This is a genomic window from Mycobacterium dioxanotrophicus, assembly GCF_002157835.1.
Classification (GTDB): domain Bacteria; phylum Actinomycetota; class Actinomycetes; order Mycobacteriales; family Mycobacteriaceae; genus Mycobacterium; species Mycobacterium dioxanotrophicus.
The window spans coordinates 6,404,881-6,421,739 of the sequence record NZ_CP020809.1 but is presented as its reverse complement, the minus strand read 5'-3'; the positions used below and the strand labels follow the sequence as shown (position 1 = coordinate 6,421,739).

Annotated in this window: 14 protein-coding genes; 8 read left to right on the top strand and 6 right to left on the bottom strand. The window is 65.6% G+C overall.

Going from position 1 to position 16,859, the window contains the following annotated elements:
* Nucleotides 1–18 precede the first annotated feature (18 nt).
* A complete protein-coding gene (locus BTO20_RS31350) occupies nucleotides 19–1,248 on the bottom strand; it encodes an alpha/beta hydrolase family protein (RefSeq protein WP_087079741.1) in 1,230 nt (409 codons plus the stop codon).
* Nucleotides 1,235–1,945, bottom strand: a complete 711-nt coding sequence (locus BTO20_RS39985; RefSeq protein ID WP_198344127.1) for a DUF2510 domain-containing protein — start codon at nucleotides 1,943–1,945, stop codon at nucleotides 1,235–1,237. Before BTO20_RS39985 ends, BTO20_RS31350 begins: the two co-directional genes overlap by 14 nt.
* A 345-nt stretch (nucleotides 1,946–2,290) precedes the next feature.
* On the opposite strand from BTO20_RS39985, the gene BTO20_RS31340 reads away from it, so the two are divergent.
* On the top strand, nucleotides 2,291–3,559 hold the full coding sequence (locus tag BTO20_RS31340; RefSeq protein WP_198344126.1) for a hypothetical protein: 1,269 nt from the start codon (nucleotides 2,291–2,293) through the stop codon (nucleotides 3,557–3,559).
* 9 nt (nucleotides 3,560–3,568) lie between these two features.
* Here the strand turns inward: BTO20_RS31340 and BTO20_RS31335 are convergent, their stop codons facing one another.
* From BTO20_RS31335 to kstD, 3 genes are all read right to left on the bottom strand, one after another.
* Entirely contained in the window at nucleotides 3,569–4,555 is a 987-nt protein-coding gene (locus BTO20_RS31335) for a glycosyl hydrolase (protein WP_157680365.1), read from the bottom strand.
* A gap of 623 nt (nucleotides 4,556–5,178) precedes the next feature.
* Entirely contained in the window at nucleotides 5,179–6,039 is an 861-nt protein-coding gene (locus BTO20_RS31330) for a MaoC family dehydratase (RefSeq protein WP_087079737.1), read from the bottom strand.
* A 1-nt stretch (nucleotide 6,040) separates the two neighbouring features.
* Nucleotides 6,041–7,747 carry a 3-oxosteroid 1-dehydrogenase gene (kstD, locus tag BTO20_RS31325; RefSeq protein WP_087082946.1) on the bottom strand — a complete coding sequence of 569 codons (1,707 nt, stop codon included), beginning with the start codon at nucleotides 7,745–7,747 and terminating at the stop codon, nucleotides 6,041–6,043.
* Between the two features lie 73 nt (nucleotides 7,748–7,820).
* Here kstD and BTO20_RS31320 point away from each other — a divergent pair, with 73 nt between their 5' ends.
* From BTO20_RS31320 to BTO20_RS31305, 4 genes are all read left to right on the top strand, one after another.
* Nucleotides 7,821–8,606, top strand: a complete 786-nt coding sequence (locus tag BTO20_RS31320; protein WP_087079736.1) for a 2-keto-4-pentenoate hydratase — start codon at nucleotides 7,821–7,823, stop codon at nucleotides 8,604–8,606.
* Between the two features lie 12 nt (nucleotides 8,607–8,618).
* Entirely contained in the window at nucleotides 8,619–9,533 is a 915-nt protein-coding gene (locus tag BTO20_RS31315; RefSeq protein WP_087079735.1) for an acetaldehyde dehydrogenase (acetylating), read from the top strand.
* The gene (gene dmpG / locus BTO20_RS31310) at nucleotides 9,530–10,576 is read left to right on the top strand and encodes a 4-hydroxy-2-oxovalerate aldolase (RefSeq protein WP_087079734.1); all 1,047 of its coding nucleotides are present in this window, start codon (nucleotides 9,530–9,532) and stop codon (nucleotides 10,574–10,576) included. The genes BTO20_RS31315 and dmpG overlap by 4 nt, the downstream gene beginning before the upstream one ends.
* Nucleotides 10,577–10,683: 107 nt before the next feature.
* Nucleotides 10,684–12,789 (top strand): RecQ family ATP-dependent DNA helicase, encoded by a 2,106-nt coding sequence (locus BTO20_RS31305; protein WP_087082945.1) that lies wholly within the window; start codon nucleotides 10,684–10,686, stop codon nucleotides 12,787–12,789.
* On the opposite strand, the gene BTO20_RS31300 is transcribed toward BTO20_RS31305, so the two are convergent.
* Nucleotides 12,786–13,685, bottom strand: a complete 900-nt coding sequence (locus BTO20_RS31300; RefSeq protein WP_087082943.1) for an IclR family transcriptional regulator — start codon at nucleotides 13,683–13,685, stop codon at nucleotides 12,786–12,788. The genes BTO20_RS31305 and BTO20_RS31300 overlap by 4 nt on opposite strands.
* A gap of 98 nt (nucleotides 13,686–13,783) precedes the next feature.
* Here BTO20_RS31300 and BTO20_RS31295 point away from each other — a divergent pair, with 98 nt between their 5' ends.
* The 3 genes from BTO20_RS31295 to BTO20_RS31285 are packed head-to-tail and all read left to right on the top strand — an operon-like array spanning nucleotide 13,784 to nucleotide 16,857.
* Nucleotides 13,784–14,911, top strand: a complete 1,128-nt coding sequence (locus BTO20_RS31295; protein ID WP_087079733.1) for a hypothetical protein — start codon at nucleotides 13,784–13,786, stop codon at nucleotides 14,909–14,911.
* 3 nt (nucleotides 14,912–14,914) lie between these two features.
* Complete coding sequence (locus BTO20_RS31290) at nucleotides 14,915–15,709, top strand: SDR family oxidoreductase (RefSeq protein WP_087079732.1); 795 nt, start codon at nucleotides 14,915–14,917, stop codon at nucleotides 15,707–15,709.
* A complete protein-coding gene (locus BTO20_RS31285; protein ID WP_087079731.1) occupies nucleotides 15,706–16,857 on the top strand; it encodes a sulfotransferase family protein in 1,152 nt (383 codons plus the stop codon). Before BTO20_RS31290 ends, BTO20_RS31285 begins: the two co-directional genes overlap by 4 nt.
* The last annotated feature ends 2 nt before the right edge of the window (nucleotides 16,858–16,859 follow it).

Here is a 16,859-nt window from a genome sequence, read left to right as displayed (position 1 = left end):
CGGCCCTCGACTGTGCGATCAGGGTTGTGTCGCGCAGTTGGAGGGCGCGGCCACGTCGTCGAAACGGTCGGCTATCCATTGCCGTACGGTCTTGTCCGCGTCGGGTGGCAGCTCCGCGTGGCCGGCACCGGGGATCTGCATGTGCTCGATCCGGCCGCCGATCCGGCAGCTTTGTTGCACCGCCGAGGACACCCACTGCGGACGAACGGTCTGGTCGTTGTCCCCGGAAACCACAAGCATGGGCACGGTGAGGGGCTGCTGCGGCAGCGCGATTCGCTGCAGTGCCCGGCGCAGGGCATCGACGTCGCGGCGTCTGTCCGGCTTGAGTTCCTCTTCTGCGTAGACCCTACTGAGCAAATCTCCGACCGGTGACTGACACTGGGCCAGAATGCCCATTCCGGCGGCGATCCGCCCGTGCACATATCGGCTTTCGTCCAACTCGGCGTTGTACCGTTGCACACCCTCGATCAGTAACGGAAAGTACATCTCCTGGTCGTTGGTCAGCTGTCCCGACCAGGCCAGGTCGGCAAGACCCGTCACATTCGCAGCAGGGGACATCGCGACACTGCCGATGAGGTCGACGCCGTCGCCGTAGAAGGCGTTCAGTTCATCGGCGGCCCACACCGCCTGACCACCTTGTGACGTCCCGGCAGCAACCCAACGTCGCGACACGGTCGAGGTGAGCTCGTGCAGTGCGCGCACCGCGTCGATGACGTTGAACGCCGCGGACTTCGGTTCGAGGTAGGGATGGGTGCCCGGTGAACCGAGTCCCTCATAGTCGGTCATAGCGACGGCATATCCGTCGGCCAGATATGCGCGGACCTCCGCGAGATAGCCCATCAGGTCGGAATGGGTCGACGGACCGCATGCGTTGTCGATTCCCGTCGTTCCGTGGGCGAGGGAGATCACCGGCCAACCGTCCTGCGGCGGGTCGCCGGGCGGAATGAAAAACGTGCCCGAAATCTCACGGGTCCGGCCGTCAACGCCGGACACCGAGGTGTACACCGCCCGCCACGCGTCGCCGATCACCGGATCGTTCAGCGGCGGGTTGAACGGCGCCCGTTCGAGCACATGTCCACGGGCCGACCAGGCTTCGGCGGCCACGTCGGGCAGCGGCGTCTTGATCGGCGGCGCCGCTGATGCGTCCCCGCCATCTGCGCTGCATCCCGACGCCACCGTCGCCAGCACGAGCAGGACGACGAGTACGAAGTCGACCGGGACCCGCGCACGTGGCCTAACGGCCGCCATCGCCAGGATCGCTTGGCCGCTGGAGGTATTCGACGCAATCCTGCGGTGACCGACCCGTTTGTTCCATGCACACCGCGACCGGAGGATCCGTCAACTGGCTCGGGTCCGCGCTGGTCGGGTAGGTGATCTCGCCCCGCACCAGTGACCATACGAAGAACTCCGTGCCTTGCACATGCTCGCAATACGCGACCGATTTGTCGCCGGTGACAGCTGTACGGCTGGCAGGGAGACACGAGGCTCCGATGACGGCGACCTGTCCGGGCTGGCGTGGGGGCTGTTGGGCCTGGGACGCCGGTGCCGGGGTCTGGGGCGCGAGGATCGGCTCGGCCGTCGTGGCCGGCGTCGGTTCGGACTTCCGGATGGACTGCAGCGTGCTGAACGCGGCGATAACGAGCAATGCGCTCACGACGGTCATGCCAATCGCGGCCGCTCGCGGCAGCCAGACTTCTGCCCGGGTTCGCGGTCGCGGCTCCGGGGCAGGCACGGCATCGCTCTCGAAGCTTCCGTTGTCGACGACATGTTCGGTCCAGGTTTCGCCGTCCCAGTAGCGATATTGGTGGCGCGCTGTGGGATCGACGTTCCAACGCCCGGTCCGCGACGGCGTCGAGATGGGAGCGGCGACCGGAGCCGAGCACTGGCTGCAGAACCGGTTGTCGTCTTCGTTGAGGTGACCGTGGATGCAGACGGTCTTCGCCACGATCTGAGTTGCGCATTCTCTGCAGAACAGCGTGTTTACCGGGTTGTCGTGACCATTCGGGCACGTCACAGTGGTCGTCCACCCTTCGTTTGCCTGCGCCATAGAACGCGAAATCGATCTCTGCGAGCCTCCGAGCGCCGCACCGTTGGACGCTACCCCACATCGTCGCACCTCTCGCGGCGTGTCTGTCCAGTGGAGTCGATATCCTGTCGACCAACAGGAACCGAGGTCAGCAAACAAGTGAGTGGATAGCCGGGCGACGGAGTTGATTCTGAGGGTGACCGAAGACAATGTGGACGGGGTGCTGTTCGGGGCTCGCGCTGTGCAGGTGGGACTGATGCGCAGATGATCGCGAAAGGCCGGACCCAGTCGCGGCAATGGGCCAGCGGTACCGATCGGATGCTTGCCGGCGCACGATTCGTTGCGTTGTTCGGCGAACTGGATGTTCCGCACACGTCGGTGCTCGACGAGGCATTGGCCAGGATCGCCATGGCGGGACCCCACACCAGGGTGGCGTTGGATCCGCGTCCGGCGACGCGGCTTTGGCGATACGCCCCTTCGGAACTGGTGGCGGTGCGCGAATTGCCGCGGTCGGTGGTAGAGGGTGGCCGGGCGGCAGTGTTGCAGCACATTCGTCGACGGCCGGGAGCGCGGGCGGCACTGGAAATCCATGCTTCAGAACGGCATATCGCACTCGACGTCGACCATGGTCTCGGTGACGCACGTTTCGCGCTCGAACTGATCGGTGCGTTGTTCGACCATTCCGGCGGTCGGACGTCACGGTGGACCACCGACAACGACACGCCCCTGGCATTGCTGCGGTCGGTGATCCGCACGTTCGGTGCGAATCCGCAGTGGGCCCGGCCTGCGGTGCGGTACGCAGCCGAACAGAGGTTTCAACGTCCCGCTGACAGCGGTGGCGCGGGCGATCCGATGCCGTGGTCCCCTTCATTTGCGGTCCGGATCGCGCACATCGACGCCGATGCGGAGGCCGCGGTGCACGACTGGCGTCGCGCGCAGGCCGGCACGCCGGGAAGTGCCGCAGTGTGGTTGTACATCGTTCGGCAAGCGTTGCAGGTGGCCGGGTTGTCGATGACCGACCGCGTCATGACAGCTTTCGACTGTCGGCGCTACCTGTCCCGGCGGCAACGGGCCAACGGCAACTTCATCATCGGTCTCGAAGTTCCGTTTGCGTCTGATGACCCCCTGTCCGCGGTCAGCACGCGGGTACGTGACCTCGTCATGGCGGCGGTGCCGCTGGCGGGGATGGCTGTGGTGTCGGCACGGGCCATGCTGCCGTTCGGGCGCGATCCGGGGCCTGCGAGTACCTATCAGCCCGGAGCGCCCGCTCACGTCATGTACTCCGACTTGGGCACCGTACGAATGATCGACGACGTACCGTGGCGAATGGGCGGTGATCGATCCCTCACCGCTCTGCTCGACACCGCGGGTCCGCACGCCGTCACTGTTCTGAACAATCGGATCGGCGACACCCGAAACATCTCGATCTCGTTCAACGACAACGCCGTTGAAAGCCACACCATCGACCGCGCGGTGCGCTACCTGGCTGATCCGATGCGGTTTCTACCGCTGGCTACGCAATGCCCGCGTTGACGCCGGGGGTCAGCTGCCTGCGCGATGCCACAGCTCGGCGTACAGGGCGCTGGATGCGGGCATCTGAACCGGATCGATCAGCGAATTGGCCAGGCTGGCTTGCTGATTGAAGTAGGCCTCGTACGCAATGTCGGCGTGGTTCTGCCGGAAGAATTCGTACATCCCTTGGACGTAGGCCGGATTGTCGCCCTGCCCGTCGGTGCCACCGACGACACCCCATTCGGGGATCGCGAGAGGCTTGTGGTGGGCCCTGGCGAACGACAGCCAAGCGGCTATGCCGTGCGGCTGGTCGCGCCACCGCGCGAACGACTCACTGTCGGTGATGCCATTGTCGGCCCAATCGTAGGCATCCACGCCGACGACATCGACGACGTCGTCGCCCGGGTAGCTCTCCGTGAACGGGTCATGGCCTGATGCCGACTGCACCGCATTGCCGTTCCAGTCAAGGGTGAACGCTGGGCTCTCCTGGCGGAAGATCTTGGCAACCCGCCGATACGCGGCAATGAAGGCCTTCGGGTCCCATGCTGACCATCCGTACCAGTCGCCGTTGAATTCCCAGCCCAGCCGGATGTCGGCGTCGCCACGTTGGTGTGCGACAAGGTTGCGAGCTATCTGGACGAAATCGTCGTCGTGACTTCCGTTGGCGATCGCCCCCAGGGTGGTCGACTCGTTCGTCGGGATGAGCGGCACTGCGATCGACAGCCGACCAGCAAACCCGGCGTACCTCTCGACACCCCAGGTGTCATGGCGCAGCGCGTCCCACGTCGAGCGTTCGAGGAAGACGCTCACGATGGCGAGATTTTGACCCCGATACGCGGCGAACTTCTCCGCCGCGGGCCGGTTGCCGTAGGTGCCGAGGTAAGCGCCGCTGGGCCAACTGGATGCTGTGGGTTCGGACTGAGCCACCCCGCTGCACGAGGAGAAGGTGAGGGCAACCACACCGACGAGCGCGGCCAGTGCTCGGGGAATCGATACGAGGCGCCGGCGGCGTGGCATCAAGACGGGCTCCCCGGTGTCCGTACGCGTGGCGACTGCGCGACATTGGCTGTTCTCGCTCGCCATGCTAGCGAAGTTTTGAGTTGGCGACGAAGTCCACCTGGACCGCAGCCGCCTGTGAGGGAAGGGCTACGGCTGCTCCGATATGTTGCCGCCGATCTCCTCGAGTTCAGAGCCTGGGATCGGCCGGCACGAGAGCGGTGACAGTGTTGATCGCTCGAGCCGGGTGCGACGCTGCCGACAGCGGCAAATCATTGCCCATTCAAGGAATTCGGGTCCTCGCGACCCCCGTGTACCAGGCGCGATGCCAATGCGCCCATCCTGCCGCGGAAGGTGTTGGGCCGATATCGGCGGCATTGACACAACGCGCAATCCGTGCCGCGTCGATAGTGCTGATGCGCCGAATGCTGATGACCACATTGGCAATCACTGTGACGCATCTGACAACGATAGCGAATTTCAGACCGAGCTGTCGTGACATCGGCCGCGTTGGCCTCCGAGATCCTCGACCGGCGGGGGCGCGGGCGCGGCGAGATGGTGCGCAACCGTTGCCGAGCGCATGGGCGGTATCTGGAAAAGCTAGGCCGCCAAAGCAATTCAGCGGGCTCGGCTGCCGGCCTCAACTAGGCCGGGACAAGCTCGACGCCGGAGAGCACGATGGTGTTGCCGCGGCCCGGTGCGGTCAGCACGCCGACGAACCTGCCGTCTTCCTTCCAGACGTTGGCCTGCAGCGTTTCTCCGGGGAACACCACGCCGGCGAACCGGGCACCGTAGCTCGCCACCTGTGTCACGTCGCCGTCGAGCAGGGTGTCGACGATGGCCTTGCAGCCGATGCCGTAGGTGCACAGGCCGTGCAGGATCGGCCGGTCGAATCCGGCGGCCGCGGCGAACGCGGGATCCGAGTGCAGCGGGTTGCGGTCCCCGCACAGCCGGTACAGCAGAGCCTGCTGCGGCAGCGTGGGCAGTGACACTTCGAGATCGGGTGCGCGGTCAGGGATTTCAACTGACGTCGACGGGCCGCGTTCGCCGCCGAAGCCACCTTCACCGCGGGCGAAGATCGACCGCTTGGTGGTCCACAGCACTGTGCCTGCCGGATCGGTCACCGTGGTCTCGCTGACGATGACCGCGGCCTTGCCCTTGTCCCAGATCTCGGTGAACCGCTGAACCGACTTCGCGGTCCCGCTGGGCGGGATCGGGCCCGGCACGCTGACCGCCTCGCTGGCGTGCAGCACTTTGGACAGCTCGATGTCGATGCCGGGGAACTGCACCGTCGGCGGTGCGGTCATGTGGAAGCTGGCCGCGACGTTGCCGAAGGTCGGCAGCACCTGGGGCGTGTCATCGATCAGGTAGCGCAGCTCACGCTGGGCCAGAGGGTCGGCACCGGCCCCAAGGCCGAGGTGGTACAGCTGGATATCGCTGCTGGTCCACGAGAATTCGACGGGAGCCAGTTCTGCTGCCAGCGCCTTGTCAACATCGATCGGCATGTCAGCCCCCTGTTTTCGTTGTGGCCGTTCCGGCCGAGGCGAGGTGGAGCGCCGCCAGGTATCCGAACGTCATGGCCGGACCGATGGTCCCGCCCGGGCCGGGATAGGTGTGCCCCATCACCGGCGAGCTGACGTTACCCGCGGCGTAGAGGCCCTCGATGACGGAGTTGTCGTCGCGCAGGGCGCGGCCGTTGACGTCCGTCCGGACGCCGCCCTTGGTGCCGAGGTCGCCGGGCACCATCTTGGCCGCGTAGAACGGACCGTGCTTGATCTCACCCAGGTTCGGATTCGGCTTGTTGGTGGGATCGCCGTAGTAGCGGTCGTATGCGCTGTCCCCGCGCTTGAAGTCGGCGTCGACGCCGGTACGGGCGAAGCCGTTGAACCGCTCGACGGTCTCGGCGAACGCGTCGGCCGGCAGCCCCATCTTCTCCGCGAGTTCGGTCAGCGTCGGTGCCGAAACCACCACGCCGGAGTCCAGCCACCGCTTCGGAATGCGTTGTCCCGGTTGCAGTCCGGCGAAGATGTAGCGGTTGCGGTACTGCTGGTCGAAGACCAGCCAGGCGGGAACGTTCTCGCCGGGGCCCGGCCCCTGCCCGTACTGCCCGCCGTACATGTGGTGGCAGGCCTCGACGTAGGGCATGGACTCGTTCATGAACCGCTTGCCGGCCATGTTGACGATGATCGAGCCGGGGGAGTTGCGCTCCGAGAGTGCGAACCATGGGGCGTCGACGAGCGGCACCGTCGGCCCCCACCACGCGTCCTCCATGAGTTCCAATGCCGCGCCGAGCTTTTCGGCGGCGATGATGCCGTCGCCGGTGTTCGCCGCGGCGCCCACGGTCCACTCGGTGGTGATCGGGGCGCGCTGGTATTTCACCCGCATCTGCTCGTTGTGCTCGAACCCGCCGCTGCCGAGGATGACGCCGCGACGGGCGCGGATCAGTTCCGGCTCAGCCGATTCCGGCGAACCTGCCGTGCGCACATAGATACCGCGGACCGCGCCGTCCTCGACGTAGAGGTCGGTCAGCGCGGTGTTGAGCAGAACCGGCACACCGGCGTCGCGCAGGCCGATCCGCAGTGGTGCGATCAGGGCGCGCCCCATCCCGACCAGGTTCTTGCCGGTGGCGTTGGCCCACATGGACCGAATGCCGACCTTGAGGCTGCGCAGCACGCCGCGCGGATGACGCTTGAGCTGGTTGAGCCGCACGTAGTCCTGCTGCATCACGACCATGTTCAGCGGCACCTTGCCGTAGGGCGGCTCCAGGCCGTCCAGGTCGGGGCCGAGCTTCTTGGCGTTGAACGGCTTGGGTTCCACCGAACGGCCGGTGGGCTTACCGCCTGGCGTCTCCGGGTAGTAGTCCGAGTAACCCGGCACCCAGCAGAGCTTCAGCGGCGAGTTCTTCAGGACGAACGACAGCATCTCCGGACCACGGTCCAGGTAGGTGTCGATCTTCTCGGCGGGAACCACGTCGCCGACGATCGTGTGGAGATACGTTCGGGCGGCGTCTCGGGTGTCTTTGACCCCGTCACGCTTGAGAATCTCGTTGTTCGGGATCCACACCCCGCCGCCGGACCGTGCGGTGGAACCTCCATAGTGCGGGGCCTTCTCTACCAGTACTGTCGAGAGGCCCTGGTGGGCAGCTGTGAGGGCGGCGACCATGCCGGCAGCGCCGCTGCCGACCACGACGACGTCGTACTCCTGTCCAGTCATGTAGAACACGTTATAGAATTGGCCGGCAATCCAACAACTGTCCCGGTCAAACAAGTGAGGGGACTTCATCACAATGCTTAGCGTCGAGGTGCGTGATCAGCTGGCTGCAGACCTGGCCCAGGCCGAGCGCAGCCAGGTTCCGACCACCCCGCTGACTGATCGGTACGGCGACATCGATGTGGTGGACGCCTACGAGATCCAGCTGATCAACATTCGGGCGCGGGTGGCCGGGGGCGCAAGGGTGATCGGCCACAAGGTCGGGCTGTCGAGCAAGGCGATGCAGGACATGATGGGCGTCGACGAGCCGGATTATGGGCATCTGCTCGACGAGATGCAGGTCTTCGAGAACGTGCCGGTCAAGTCGTCGAAGTACCTCTATCCGAGGGTCGAGGTCGAGGTGGGATTCATCCTCGCCGACGATCTGCCCGGGGCCGGTTGCACCGAGGAAGACGTGCTGGCCGCGACCGCTGCCTTCGCGCCGGCCATCGAATTGATCGACACCCGGATCACCAACTGGCAGATCAAGTTGTGCGACACCATCGCCGACAACGCATCGTCTGCGGGTTGGGTGCTCGGCGAGGCGCGGGTGTCGCCGAAGGATGTGGATATCCGCAACATCGACGCGGTGCTGACCAACCACGGCGAGGTCGTCGCCGAAGGTCGTAGTGATGCGGTGCTGGGCAATCCGGTGACCGCGGTGGCCTGGTTGGCCCGCAAGGTGGAGAGCTTCGGGGTGCGCCTGAAGGCCGGAGACATCGTGTTGCCTGGCTCGTGCACGCGTGCGATAGATGCACCAGCGGGCAGCGATTTCGTCGCCGACTTCGCCGGGTTAGGTTCAGTAAGACTGAGTTTCGAATAAGGGGAGCCGACAATGGCTGAGAAGATGTCAGTTGCGATCGTCGGGTCGGGCAACATCAGCACCGATCTGCTGTACAAACTGCTGCGTTCGGAGTGGCTTGAGCCGCGCTGGATGATCGGGATCGATCCGCAGTCCGAAGGTCTGGCCCGGGCCCGCAAGCTGGGTCTGGAAACCAGCCACGAGGGCGTGGATTGGCTTCTGGCACAAGACGAGAAGCCCGACATGGTGTTCGAGGCCACCAGTGCCTATGTGCATCGCGATGCGGCACCGCGCTACGCCGAGGCCGGCATCCGGGCGGTCGACCTCACCCCGGCCGCGGTCGGCCCCGGCGTGATCCCGCCGGCGAACCTGCGCGCACATCTGGACGCACCCAACGTCAACATGGTCACCTGCGGCGGCCAGGCCACCATCCCTATGGTGCACGCGGTTTCACGTGTCGCGGAGGTGCCGTACGCCGAGATCGTGGCATCGGTGTCATCGGCCTCGGCCGGTCCGGGGACCCGGGCGAACATCGACGAATTCACCAAGACCACCAGTGCGGGTGTGCGCGATATCGGTGGGGCCCAAAAGGGTAAGGCGATCATCATCCTCAACCCTGCCGAGCCGCCGATGATCATGCGCGACACCATCTTCTGTGCGATCCCGGAGGATGCCGACCACGCTGCCATCACCCAGTCGATCAAGGACGTGGTGGCCGACGTGCAGACCTATGTGCCGGGCTACCGGCTGCTCAACGAGCCGCAGTTCGACGAGCCGTCGGTGGTCAACGGTGGCAACCACCTTGTCACCGTTTTCGTGGAAGTGGAGGGTGCGGGCGACTACCTGCCGCCCTACGCTGGAAACCTGGACATCATGACCGCGGCGGCGACCAAGGTCGGCGAAGAGATCGCCAAGCAGTCGCTCAGCGTCAAGGAGGCAGTCCGATGAGTGACATTTTCTTCAACCCCGTATGGGACGTCCGGATGACCGACACGTCGTTGCGTGACGGGTCGCATCACAAGCGGCACCAATTCACCAAGGACGAGGTCGGTGCCATCGTCGCGGCCCTGGACGCCGCGGGTGTGCCGGTCATCGAGGTCACCCACGGTGACGGGCTGGGTGGCTCGAGCTTCAACTACGGGTTCTCCAAGACTCCGGAGCAGGAGCTGATCAAACTGGCCGCCGAGACGGCCAAGGAAGCCAAGATCGCCTTCCTGATGCTGCCGGGTGTGGGCACCAAGGAAGACATCAAGGAAGCGCAGAACAACGGTGGGTCGATCTGCCGCATCGCGACGCACTGCACCGAGGCCGACGTGTCGATCCAGCACTTCGGGCTGGCCCGTGAGCTGGGGCTGGAGACCGTGGGCTTCTTGATGATGAGCCACACGATCAGCCCGGAGAAGCTGGCCAAGCAGGCCCGCATCATGGCCGACGCCGGATGCCAGTGCGTGTACGTCGTGGATTCTGCCGGTGCCCTGGTCTTGGATGGGGTCGCCGACCGCGTGGCGGCGCTCGTCGCCGAATTAGGAGTGGACGCTCAAGTTGGTTTTCATGGCCACGAGAACCTCGGCCTGGGTGTCGCCAACTCCATCGAGGCGGTGCGCGCGGGTGCCAAGCAGATCGACGGGTCGTGTCGCCGGTTCGGCGCGGGGGCGGGCAACGCGCCGGTCGAGGCGCTCATCGGCGTGTTCGACAAGATCGGGGTGAAGACCGGTATCGACTTCTTCGACATCGCCGACGCGGCCGAAGAGGTTGTCGCACCGGCGATGCCGGCCGAATGCCTGCTCGATCGCAACGCGTTGATCATGGGCTACTCGGGTGTGTATTCGAGCTTCCTCAAGCACGCCATCCGCCAATCCGAGCGCTACGGGGTGCCTGCGCACCAGCTGCTGCACCGGGCCGGGCAGCGCAAGCTGATCGGCGGCCAGGAGGACCAACTCATCGACATCGCCCTGGAGATCAAACGCGAACAGGAGCAGGCAGGGGTTTGAGTAGTTGTCGCCCAATGTGAACAAGATGGCGAACATTCTCGAGAATGTCACCAACTTCTTCACATTCGGCGGGTGGGCAAGTCGAGGTGTCGGCCGCCGCGGGCAAGATGGGTCAGGTGACATCCGAACTGACTGCACCGGCGCGAGCTGAGGCGCAGTCGATCCTCGAGCAGTTGGCCGGGCCTGCCGCGCGGCTCCGTGACGATCAGTGGACGGCCATCGAGGCGCTCGTGGTGCACCGCAGGCAGGCGTTGGTCGTGCAGCGCACCGGGTGGGGCAAGTCGGCGGTGTACTTCATCGCGGCCAAGTTGTTGCGCAGCACCGGCCACGGTCCGACGGTGATCGTGTCGCCATTGCTGGCGCTGATGCGCAACCAGGTGGCCGCGGCCGAGCGCGCCGGCGTGGCGGCCGCGACCATCAACTCCGGCAACGTCACCGAATGGGACACGATCCATCAGCGGGTCGCCGCAGGCGAGCTCGATGTGCTGCTGGTGAGCCCAGAACGGTTGAACAATCCCGACTTTCGGGACAACGTTTTGCCCGCGCTTGCAGCGGATGCCGGTCTGGTGGTGGTCGATGAGGCACATTGCGTATCCGACTGGGGACATGACTTCCGTCCCGACTATCGACGCATCCGCACGCTGATCGCCGAATTGGGCGCCGACATCCCGGTGCTGGCCACCACCGCGACCGCAAACGACCGGGTGGTCAACGATGTCGCAGCCCAGCTCGGCGTCGGCGGTCGCGACACTGTCGTGCTGCGCGGCGGACTGGATCGCGAGTCGCTGCGGTTGGCGGTGGTCAAGGCGGGCAATCCCGCACAGCGTGCGGCCTGGATTGCCGCACAACTGGGTTCGCTCCCCGGGTCGGGCATCATCTACACCCTCACAGTGGCGCAGGCCCACGACGTGGCCGCCCTGCTGTCCGAGCAGGGCCACAAGGTGGCCGCCTACACCGGGTCCACCGACACTGCCGAGCGAGAACAGCTGGAAGCCGACCTGCTGGACAATCAGGTGAAAGCCCTGGTGGCGACCTCGGCCCTGGGGATGGGCTTCGACAAGCCCGACCTCGGTTTCGTCGTGCATCTGGGCGCGCCGTCGTCGCCGATCGCCTATTACCAGCAGGTGGGGCGTGCGGGCCGTGCCACTGCCAGCGCTGAGGTGATCCTGCTGCCCGGCGTCGAAGACCAGGACGTCTGGCGGTACTTCGCCTCGGTGGCGTTCCCATCAGAAGCCATGGTGCGCAACGTCATCCGAGCACTCGACCCTGAACGGCCGCAGTCGGCACCCGCACTGGAAACCCTGGTGGACCTCAACCGGTCCCGACTCGAGATGGTGCTCAAGGTGCTCGACGTGGACGGCGCGGTCCGTCGGGTCAAGGGCGGGTGGATCTCCACTGGAGAGCCGTGGAGCTACGACGAGGAGCGCTACCGCGCGCTGGACGAGGCGCGGAAACGCGAACAGCAGGCCATGCTCGACTATCTCGACACCGACGCCTGCCGCATGGCGTTCCTGCGTGGGCAACTCGACGATCCCGAACTTCAGCCCGGACAGCGGTGCGGCCGTTGTGACAACTGCGCCGGGACCCACTACGAGACTGCCGTCGACGAGGCAACCCTGACCGCCACGCGGGAGCGGCTGCGTCGCCCCGGGGTCGCGGTGGCGCCCCGCAAGCAGTGGCCGTCGGGCCTGGCATCCCTGGGAGTCGCCCTGTCGGGACGCATCAACGACGGCGCAGCACCGGGGCGGGCCATCGGCCGCCTCACCGATCTCGGCTGGGGCGCGCGGTTGCGCAAACTGCTGGCCGAGCCGGATCAGGAGGTGCCCGACGAGGTGGTGCAGGCAGCGGTCGCGGTGTTGAAGGCCTGGAACTGGGAGAACCGGCCCGTCGCCGTGATGGGTCTGGATTCGCAGAGCCATCCGGTGCTGACCCGCTCGACTGTGCAGCGGCTGGCTGCGCTGGGCCGACTGGCCGACTTGGGCACGCTGCCTTATGCACCCGACCGCCGGCCCGTGACCGCGGCGAACTCGGCCTACCGGGTGGCCGCGCTGAACGGGTCTTGGGAGCGGCCGCAGGTCCAGTTCCCCGACGGGCCCGTCCTGCTGGTCGACGACATGACCGATACCGGGTGGACGCTGACGATGGCGGCGCGCGTGCTGCGCGGCGCCGGTGCGCCCGAGGTGTTGCCGTTCGTACTGGCCAGCACGAGTTAGCGCGCCGGCTTCGAGCCGCCCAACTGGGCCGTCAGCACGTCGGCGGTGGCGCACAGCCCGCGGGCGTGGCGGGTGATCTCGGTATCGGACAGGGCCCGGCCGATCTGCAGCGAGGCCACCATCACCTGGCGTTGATGATGGTCGAACACCGGCGCGGCGATGACGCTGATGTCGTGGGTTTTGGCGTTTGCTTCGCCAGGTAGGTACACGCGTTCGCCGATGTCGGAGATCAGCTCGCCGAGCAATGCGCGCAGCTCGTCGGGCAGGGTGCTCGACATGCCGGCCATCAGTGCGTAGAGGCGTCGGCCGCCTGGGGTGAGACGTTCCACCAGGTATCCCGATGTGCGGCATTCGGCGATGACGCGGTCGAGCCGTTCACCGTCGGTGCGCAGCGGGATGGTCGGTTCTTTGGCGAGCCACCCCTTGACGGCCCGGTCATCCCACAGCACGAACATCAGGCCCACCGGCGGTGCGAACGGATAGCTCTGCCCGACCTGCACGGTGACCGGAGTGCCGGGTGGTGAGACCAGTTCCAGCAAGGTGATGCGATCGTCGACCACGCCGGACAGGGCCGCGGTGGCGTTGAACGTCTCGGAGAGCCGCCGTAGTTCGTCGCGTGCGCCTGGGCTCACGCGCATCGATTCCTGTGCGGTGTGGCCCAGTGAAATGAGCGTGGGCCCAAGCCGATACGTCTTCTGTTGGGCGTCGCGGATCACGTAGCCGGCGTCGGACAGTGTGGTGAGGATGCCCAGGCATGTGGGCTTGCTCAATCCGATGCGGCGGGCCAACTCGGAGAGGCCGAAGTGCTCGTGCGGATGCCCTGCCAAAAAATTCAGGATGGCTACCACCCGCGCAGTCGGTGGCGACGCGCGGCCGGCCGATTCCGTCACCGTCATCCGGACCTCCGACATTGACTCGAACTAGAACACGTTCTAACCTCAGGTCGGAAACTCTACCACTACGGTCCAATATTGGACCGCGAGGACGGGGATGGATGTACGCCCAACCACTTGTCGACGCCATTGCGGAGGCCGAGCGCCTGGTCCGCGAGGCGCCGCACATCGAATCAGAAGCCGATCTGCTCGAGGGCCTGCAATATCTCGCGGGCGGCATCTCGGCCTGTACGCACATCGCGTTCGACTACGACCGCGACCACCCGTTCTTGCTATCGGGCACCGGCCCCTTCAACAAGATGGGGCTGGACAACCCGGACACGCTGTACTTCGGTACCCGGGTGCAGGCGGGCCACGAGTACGTCGTCACGGGAACCCGCGGCACCACAACGGATCTCAGCTTCCAGATGCTCGGCGGTGAGTACACCGACAGAGACGTGCCCGACAGCGAGACGGCATTCGACGACCGTGCCCTCGACATCGCCGAGGACGGCACCTTCGAATGGCGGGTGACGCCGAAAGCTCCCGCCCAGTTGGTGATCCGCGAGGTCTACAACGATTGGTCGGCCCGACGTGGCACGCTGGCGATCGCCAGGACCGACACCGCAGGCACCGCACCGCCCGCGCTCACCCGGGCACTGATCGAAAAGCGTTACGCCACCGCGGGCAAGCAGCTGGTGCAACGGATCAAGACTTGGCTGCAGTTCCCGCAGTGGTTCTACATGAATATTCCCGTCAACACCATGGTGGCGCCGCGGCTCACGCCCGGCGGTCTGGCCACCCAGTACTCGTCGGCGGGCCACTACGACCTCAAGCCGGATCAGGCGATGCTCATCACGCTGCCCGTCACCGACGCGCCGTACCTCGGATTCCAGCTGGGCAGCCTCTGGTACATCTCTCTGGACTACATCAACCACCAGACCTCACTGAACGGCACTCAGGCCCAAGCTGATCCGGACGGCAAGATCCGCATCGTCGTCTCCGACGAGAATCCCGGCGTCACCAACTGGGTGGAGACCCTGGGCCACGCCAAGGGGTTCGTGCAGTTCCGGTGGCAGCGGGTGTCGCGCGAGCTGACCGAGGCCGACGGCCCGACGGTGGAACTGGTGGACCTTGCCAAGATCGAGACCGCCTTGCCGTACTACGAGCACAACAAGATCTCGCAAGAAGAATGGCGGCAGCGGATTGCGCTGCGTCAGAAGCAAATCGCCAACAGGATGCTGGGGTAGCGGATGTCCGTGAAGCTTGATGGTCTGCTAAAAGACCGAGTCGTCGTGATCAGTGGCGTCGGCCCGGCACTGGGCACCACGCTGGCGCGTCGGTGCGCCGAGGCCGGGGCTGATCTGGTGCTGGCTGCTCGCACCGTCGAACGGCTCGACGATGTCGCCAAGCAGGTCGCCGACCTGGGCCGGCGCGCCATCGCGGTGGGCACCGACATCACCGACGACGATCAGGTCAACAACCTGGTGTCGGTCGCGAACGAGGCCTACGGCAAGGTTGACGTGTTGATCAACAACGCGTTTCGGGTGCCGTCGATGAAGCCCTTCGCCAACACGACCTTCGAGCACATGCGCGAGGCCATCGAGCTGACGGTGTTCGGTGCCCTGCGCTTGATCCAGGCGTTCACGCCGGCGCTGGCCGAGTCCAACGGCTCGGTGGTCAACGTCAACTCCATGGTGGTGCGGCACTCGCAAGCCAAGTACGGCGCGTACAAGATGGCCAAGTCTGCACTGCTGGCGATGTCGCAGACGCTGGCCACTGAGCTGGGTGACCAGGGTATTCGAGTCAATTCCGTTCTGCCGGGTTATATCTGGGGTGGCACGCTGGAGAGCTACTTCGCTCACCAGGCCGGCAAGTACGGCACCACGGTCGAGGAGATCTACAAGGCCACCGCGGCCGCTTCGGATCTCAAGCGGTTGCCGACCGAGGACGAGGTCGCCTCGGCCATCCTGTTCATGGCCAGCGACATGGCGAGCGGTATCACCGGCCAGGCGCTCGATGTGAACTGCGGGGAGTTCAAAGCATGAGCAGCAAGGCACGGGTCGACGTCGGCACGGTCGACGATCTGCACGCCTCGGCGACCAAGGCCACCGGCCTCGACGACTTCGGGGCCGACGACGACAATTACCGCGAAGCCCTGGGCGTACTGCTCGAGTCGTATCAGCGCGACGCCGATCTCACCGAGCTCGGCAGCAAGATGTCCCGGTTCTTCCTGCGCAACGCCCTGGTGGCGCGGTTGCTCAGTGAGTCGTCCTGGAAGCAGTACCCCCAGCATGTCGAGGTGGCGATCGAGCGGCCGATCTTCGTCACCGGGTTGCCGCGCACGGGAACCACGGTGCTGCACCGGTTGTTGACCGCCGACCCGGCGCATCAGGGTCTTGAGATGTGGCTGGCGGAGTTCCCGCAGCCGCGGCCGCCCCGCGAAACCTGGCCGGAGAACCCGGTTTACCAACAGCTGGCCGCCCGCTTCGACCAGCATCATGAGGAGAACCCGGACTACACCGGGCTGCACTTCATGACCGCCGACGAAGTGGAGGAGTGCTGGCAGCTGCTGCGGCAGTCGCTGCACTCGGTGTCGTATGAGACGCTCGCGCACCTGCCCACCTACGCCTGCTGGCTCGCCGGACAGGACTGGACCCGGTCGTATCAGCGGCACCGCCGCAACCTACAGCTCATCGGGCTCAACGATCCGGAAAAGCGTTGGGTGCTCAAGAATCCCAGTCATCTGTTCGCACTGGACGCGGTCTTCGCGACCTACCCTGACGCCCTGGTGATCCAGTGCCACCGGCCGGCCGAGACGATCATGGCCTCGATGTGCTCGTTGTCCCAGCACACCACCGAAGGGTGGTCGAACAGTTTCACCGGCGCCCAGATCGGCGCAGACGCGCTCGAGACCTGGTCGCGCGGCCTTGAGTTGTTCAACGCCGAACGCGCCAAGCATGATTCGGCACAGTTCTATGATGTCGACTATTTCGAGTTCATTGCCGATCCGATCACGACCGTGGAGAACGTGTACAAGCACTTCGGCCTGCCCTACACCGATGCGGCCCGCGCCGCCGTCACCGCGGTGAACGAGGCGAGTAAGAGGGGGCCCCGCGCGCCCAAGCACACCTACGATCTGGCCGATTACGGGTTGACCACCGAGCAGGTCAAGGAGCGCTTCAAGGGGCTCTGAGA

Excerpts from the sequence above, each read along its gene's own strand:
- BTO20_RS31350 (WP_087079741.1), bottom strand. The coding sequence starts at position 1,248 with ATGGCGGCCGTTAGGCCACGTGCGCGGGTCCCGGTCGACTTCGTACTC.
- BTO20_RS31340 (WP_198344126.1), top strand. The coding sequence starts at position 2,291 with ATGATCGCGAAAGGCCGGACCCAGTCGCGGCAATGGGCCAGCGGTACC.
- BTO20_RS31335 (WP_157680365.1), bottom strand. The coding sequence starts at position 4,555 with ATGCCACGCCGCCGGCGCCTCGTATCGATTCCCCGAGCACTGGCCGCG.
- BTO20_RS31330 (WP_087079737.1), bottom strand. The coding sequence starts at position 6,039 with ATGCCGATCGATGTTGACAAGGCGCTGGCAGCAGAACTGGCTCCCGTC.
- kstD (WP_087082946.1), bottom strand. The coding sequence starts at position 7,747 with ATGACTGGACAGGAGTACGACGTCGTCGTGGTCGGCAGCGGCGCTGCC.
- BTO20_RS31320 (WP_087079736.1), top strand. The coding sequence starts at position 7,821 with ATGCTTAGCGTCGAGGTGCGTGATCAGCTGGCTGCAGACCTGGCCCAG.
- BTO20_RS31315 (WP_087079735.1), top strand. The coding sequence starts at position 8,619 with ATGGCTGAGAAGATGTCAGTTGCGATCGTCGGGTCGGGCAACATCAGC.
- dmpG (WP_087079734.1), top strand. The coding sequence starts at position 9,530 with ATGAGTGACATTTTCTTCAACCCCGTATGGGACGTCCGGATGACCGAC.
- BTO20_RS31305 (WP_087082945.1), top strand. The coding sequence starts at position 10,684 with ATGGGTCAGGTGACATCCGAACTGACTGCACCGGCGCGAGCTGAGGCG.
- BTO20_RS31300 (WP_087082943.1), bottom strand. The coding sequence starts at position 13,685 with ATGACGGTGACGGAATCGGCCGGCCGCGCGTCGCCACCGACTGCGCGG.
- BTO20_RS31295 (WP_087079733.1), top strand. The coding sequence starts at position 13,784 with ATGTACGCCCAACCACTTGTCGACGCCATTGCGGAGGCCGAGCGCCTG.
- BTO20_RS31290 (WP_087079732.1), top strand. The coding sequence starts at position 14,915 with ATGTCCGTGAAGCTTGATGGTCTGCTAAAAGACCGAGTCGTCGTGATC.
- BTO20_RS31285 (WP_087079731.1), top strand. The coding sequence starts at position 15,706 with ATGAGCAGCAAGGCACGGGTCGACGTCGGCACGGTCGACGATCTGCAC.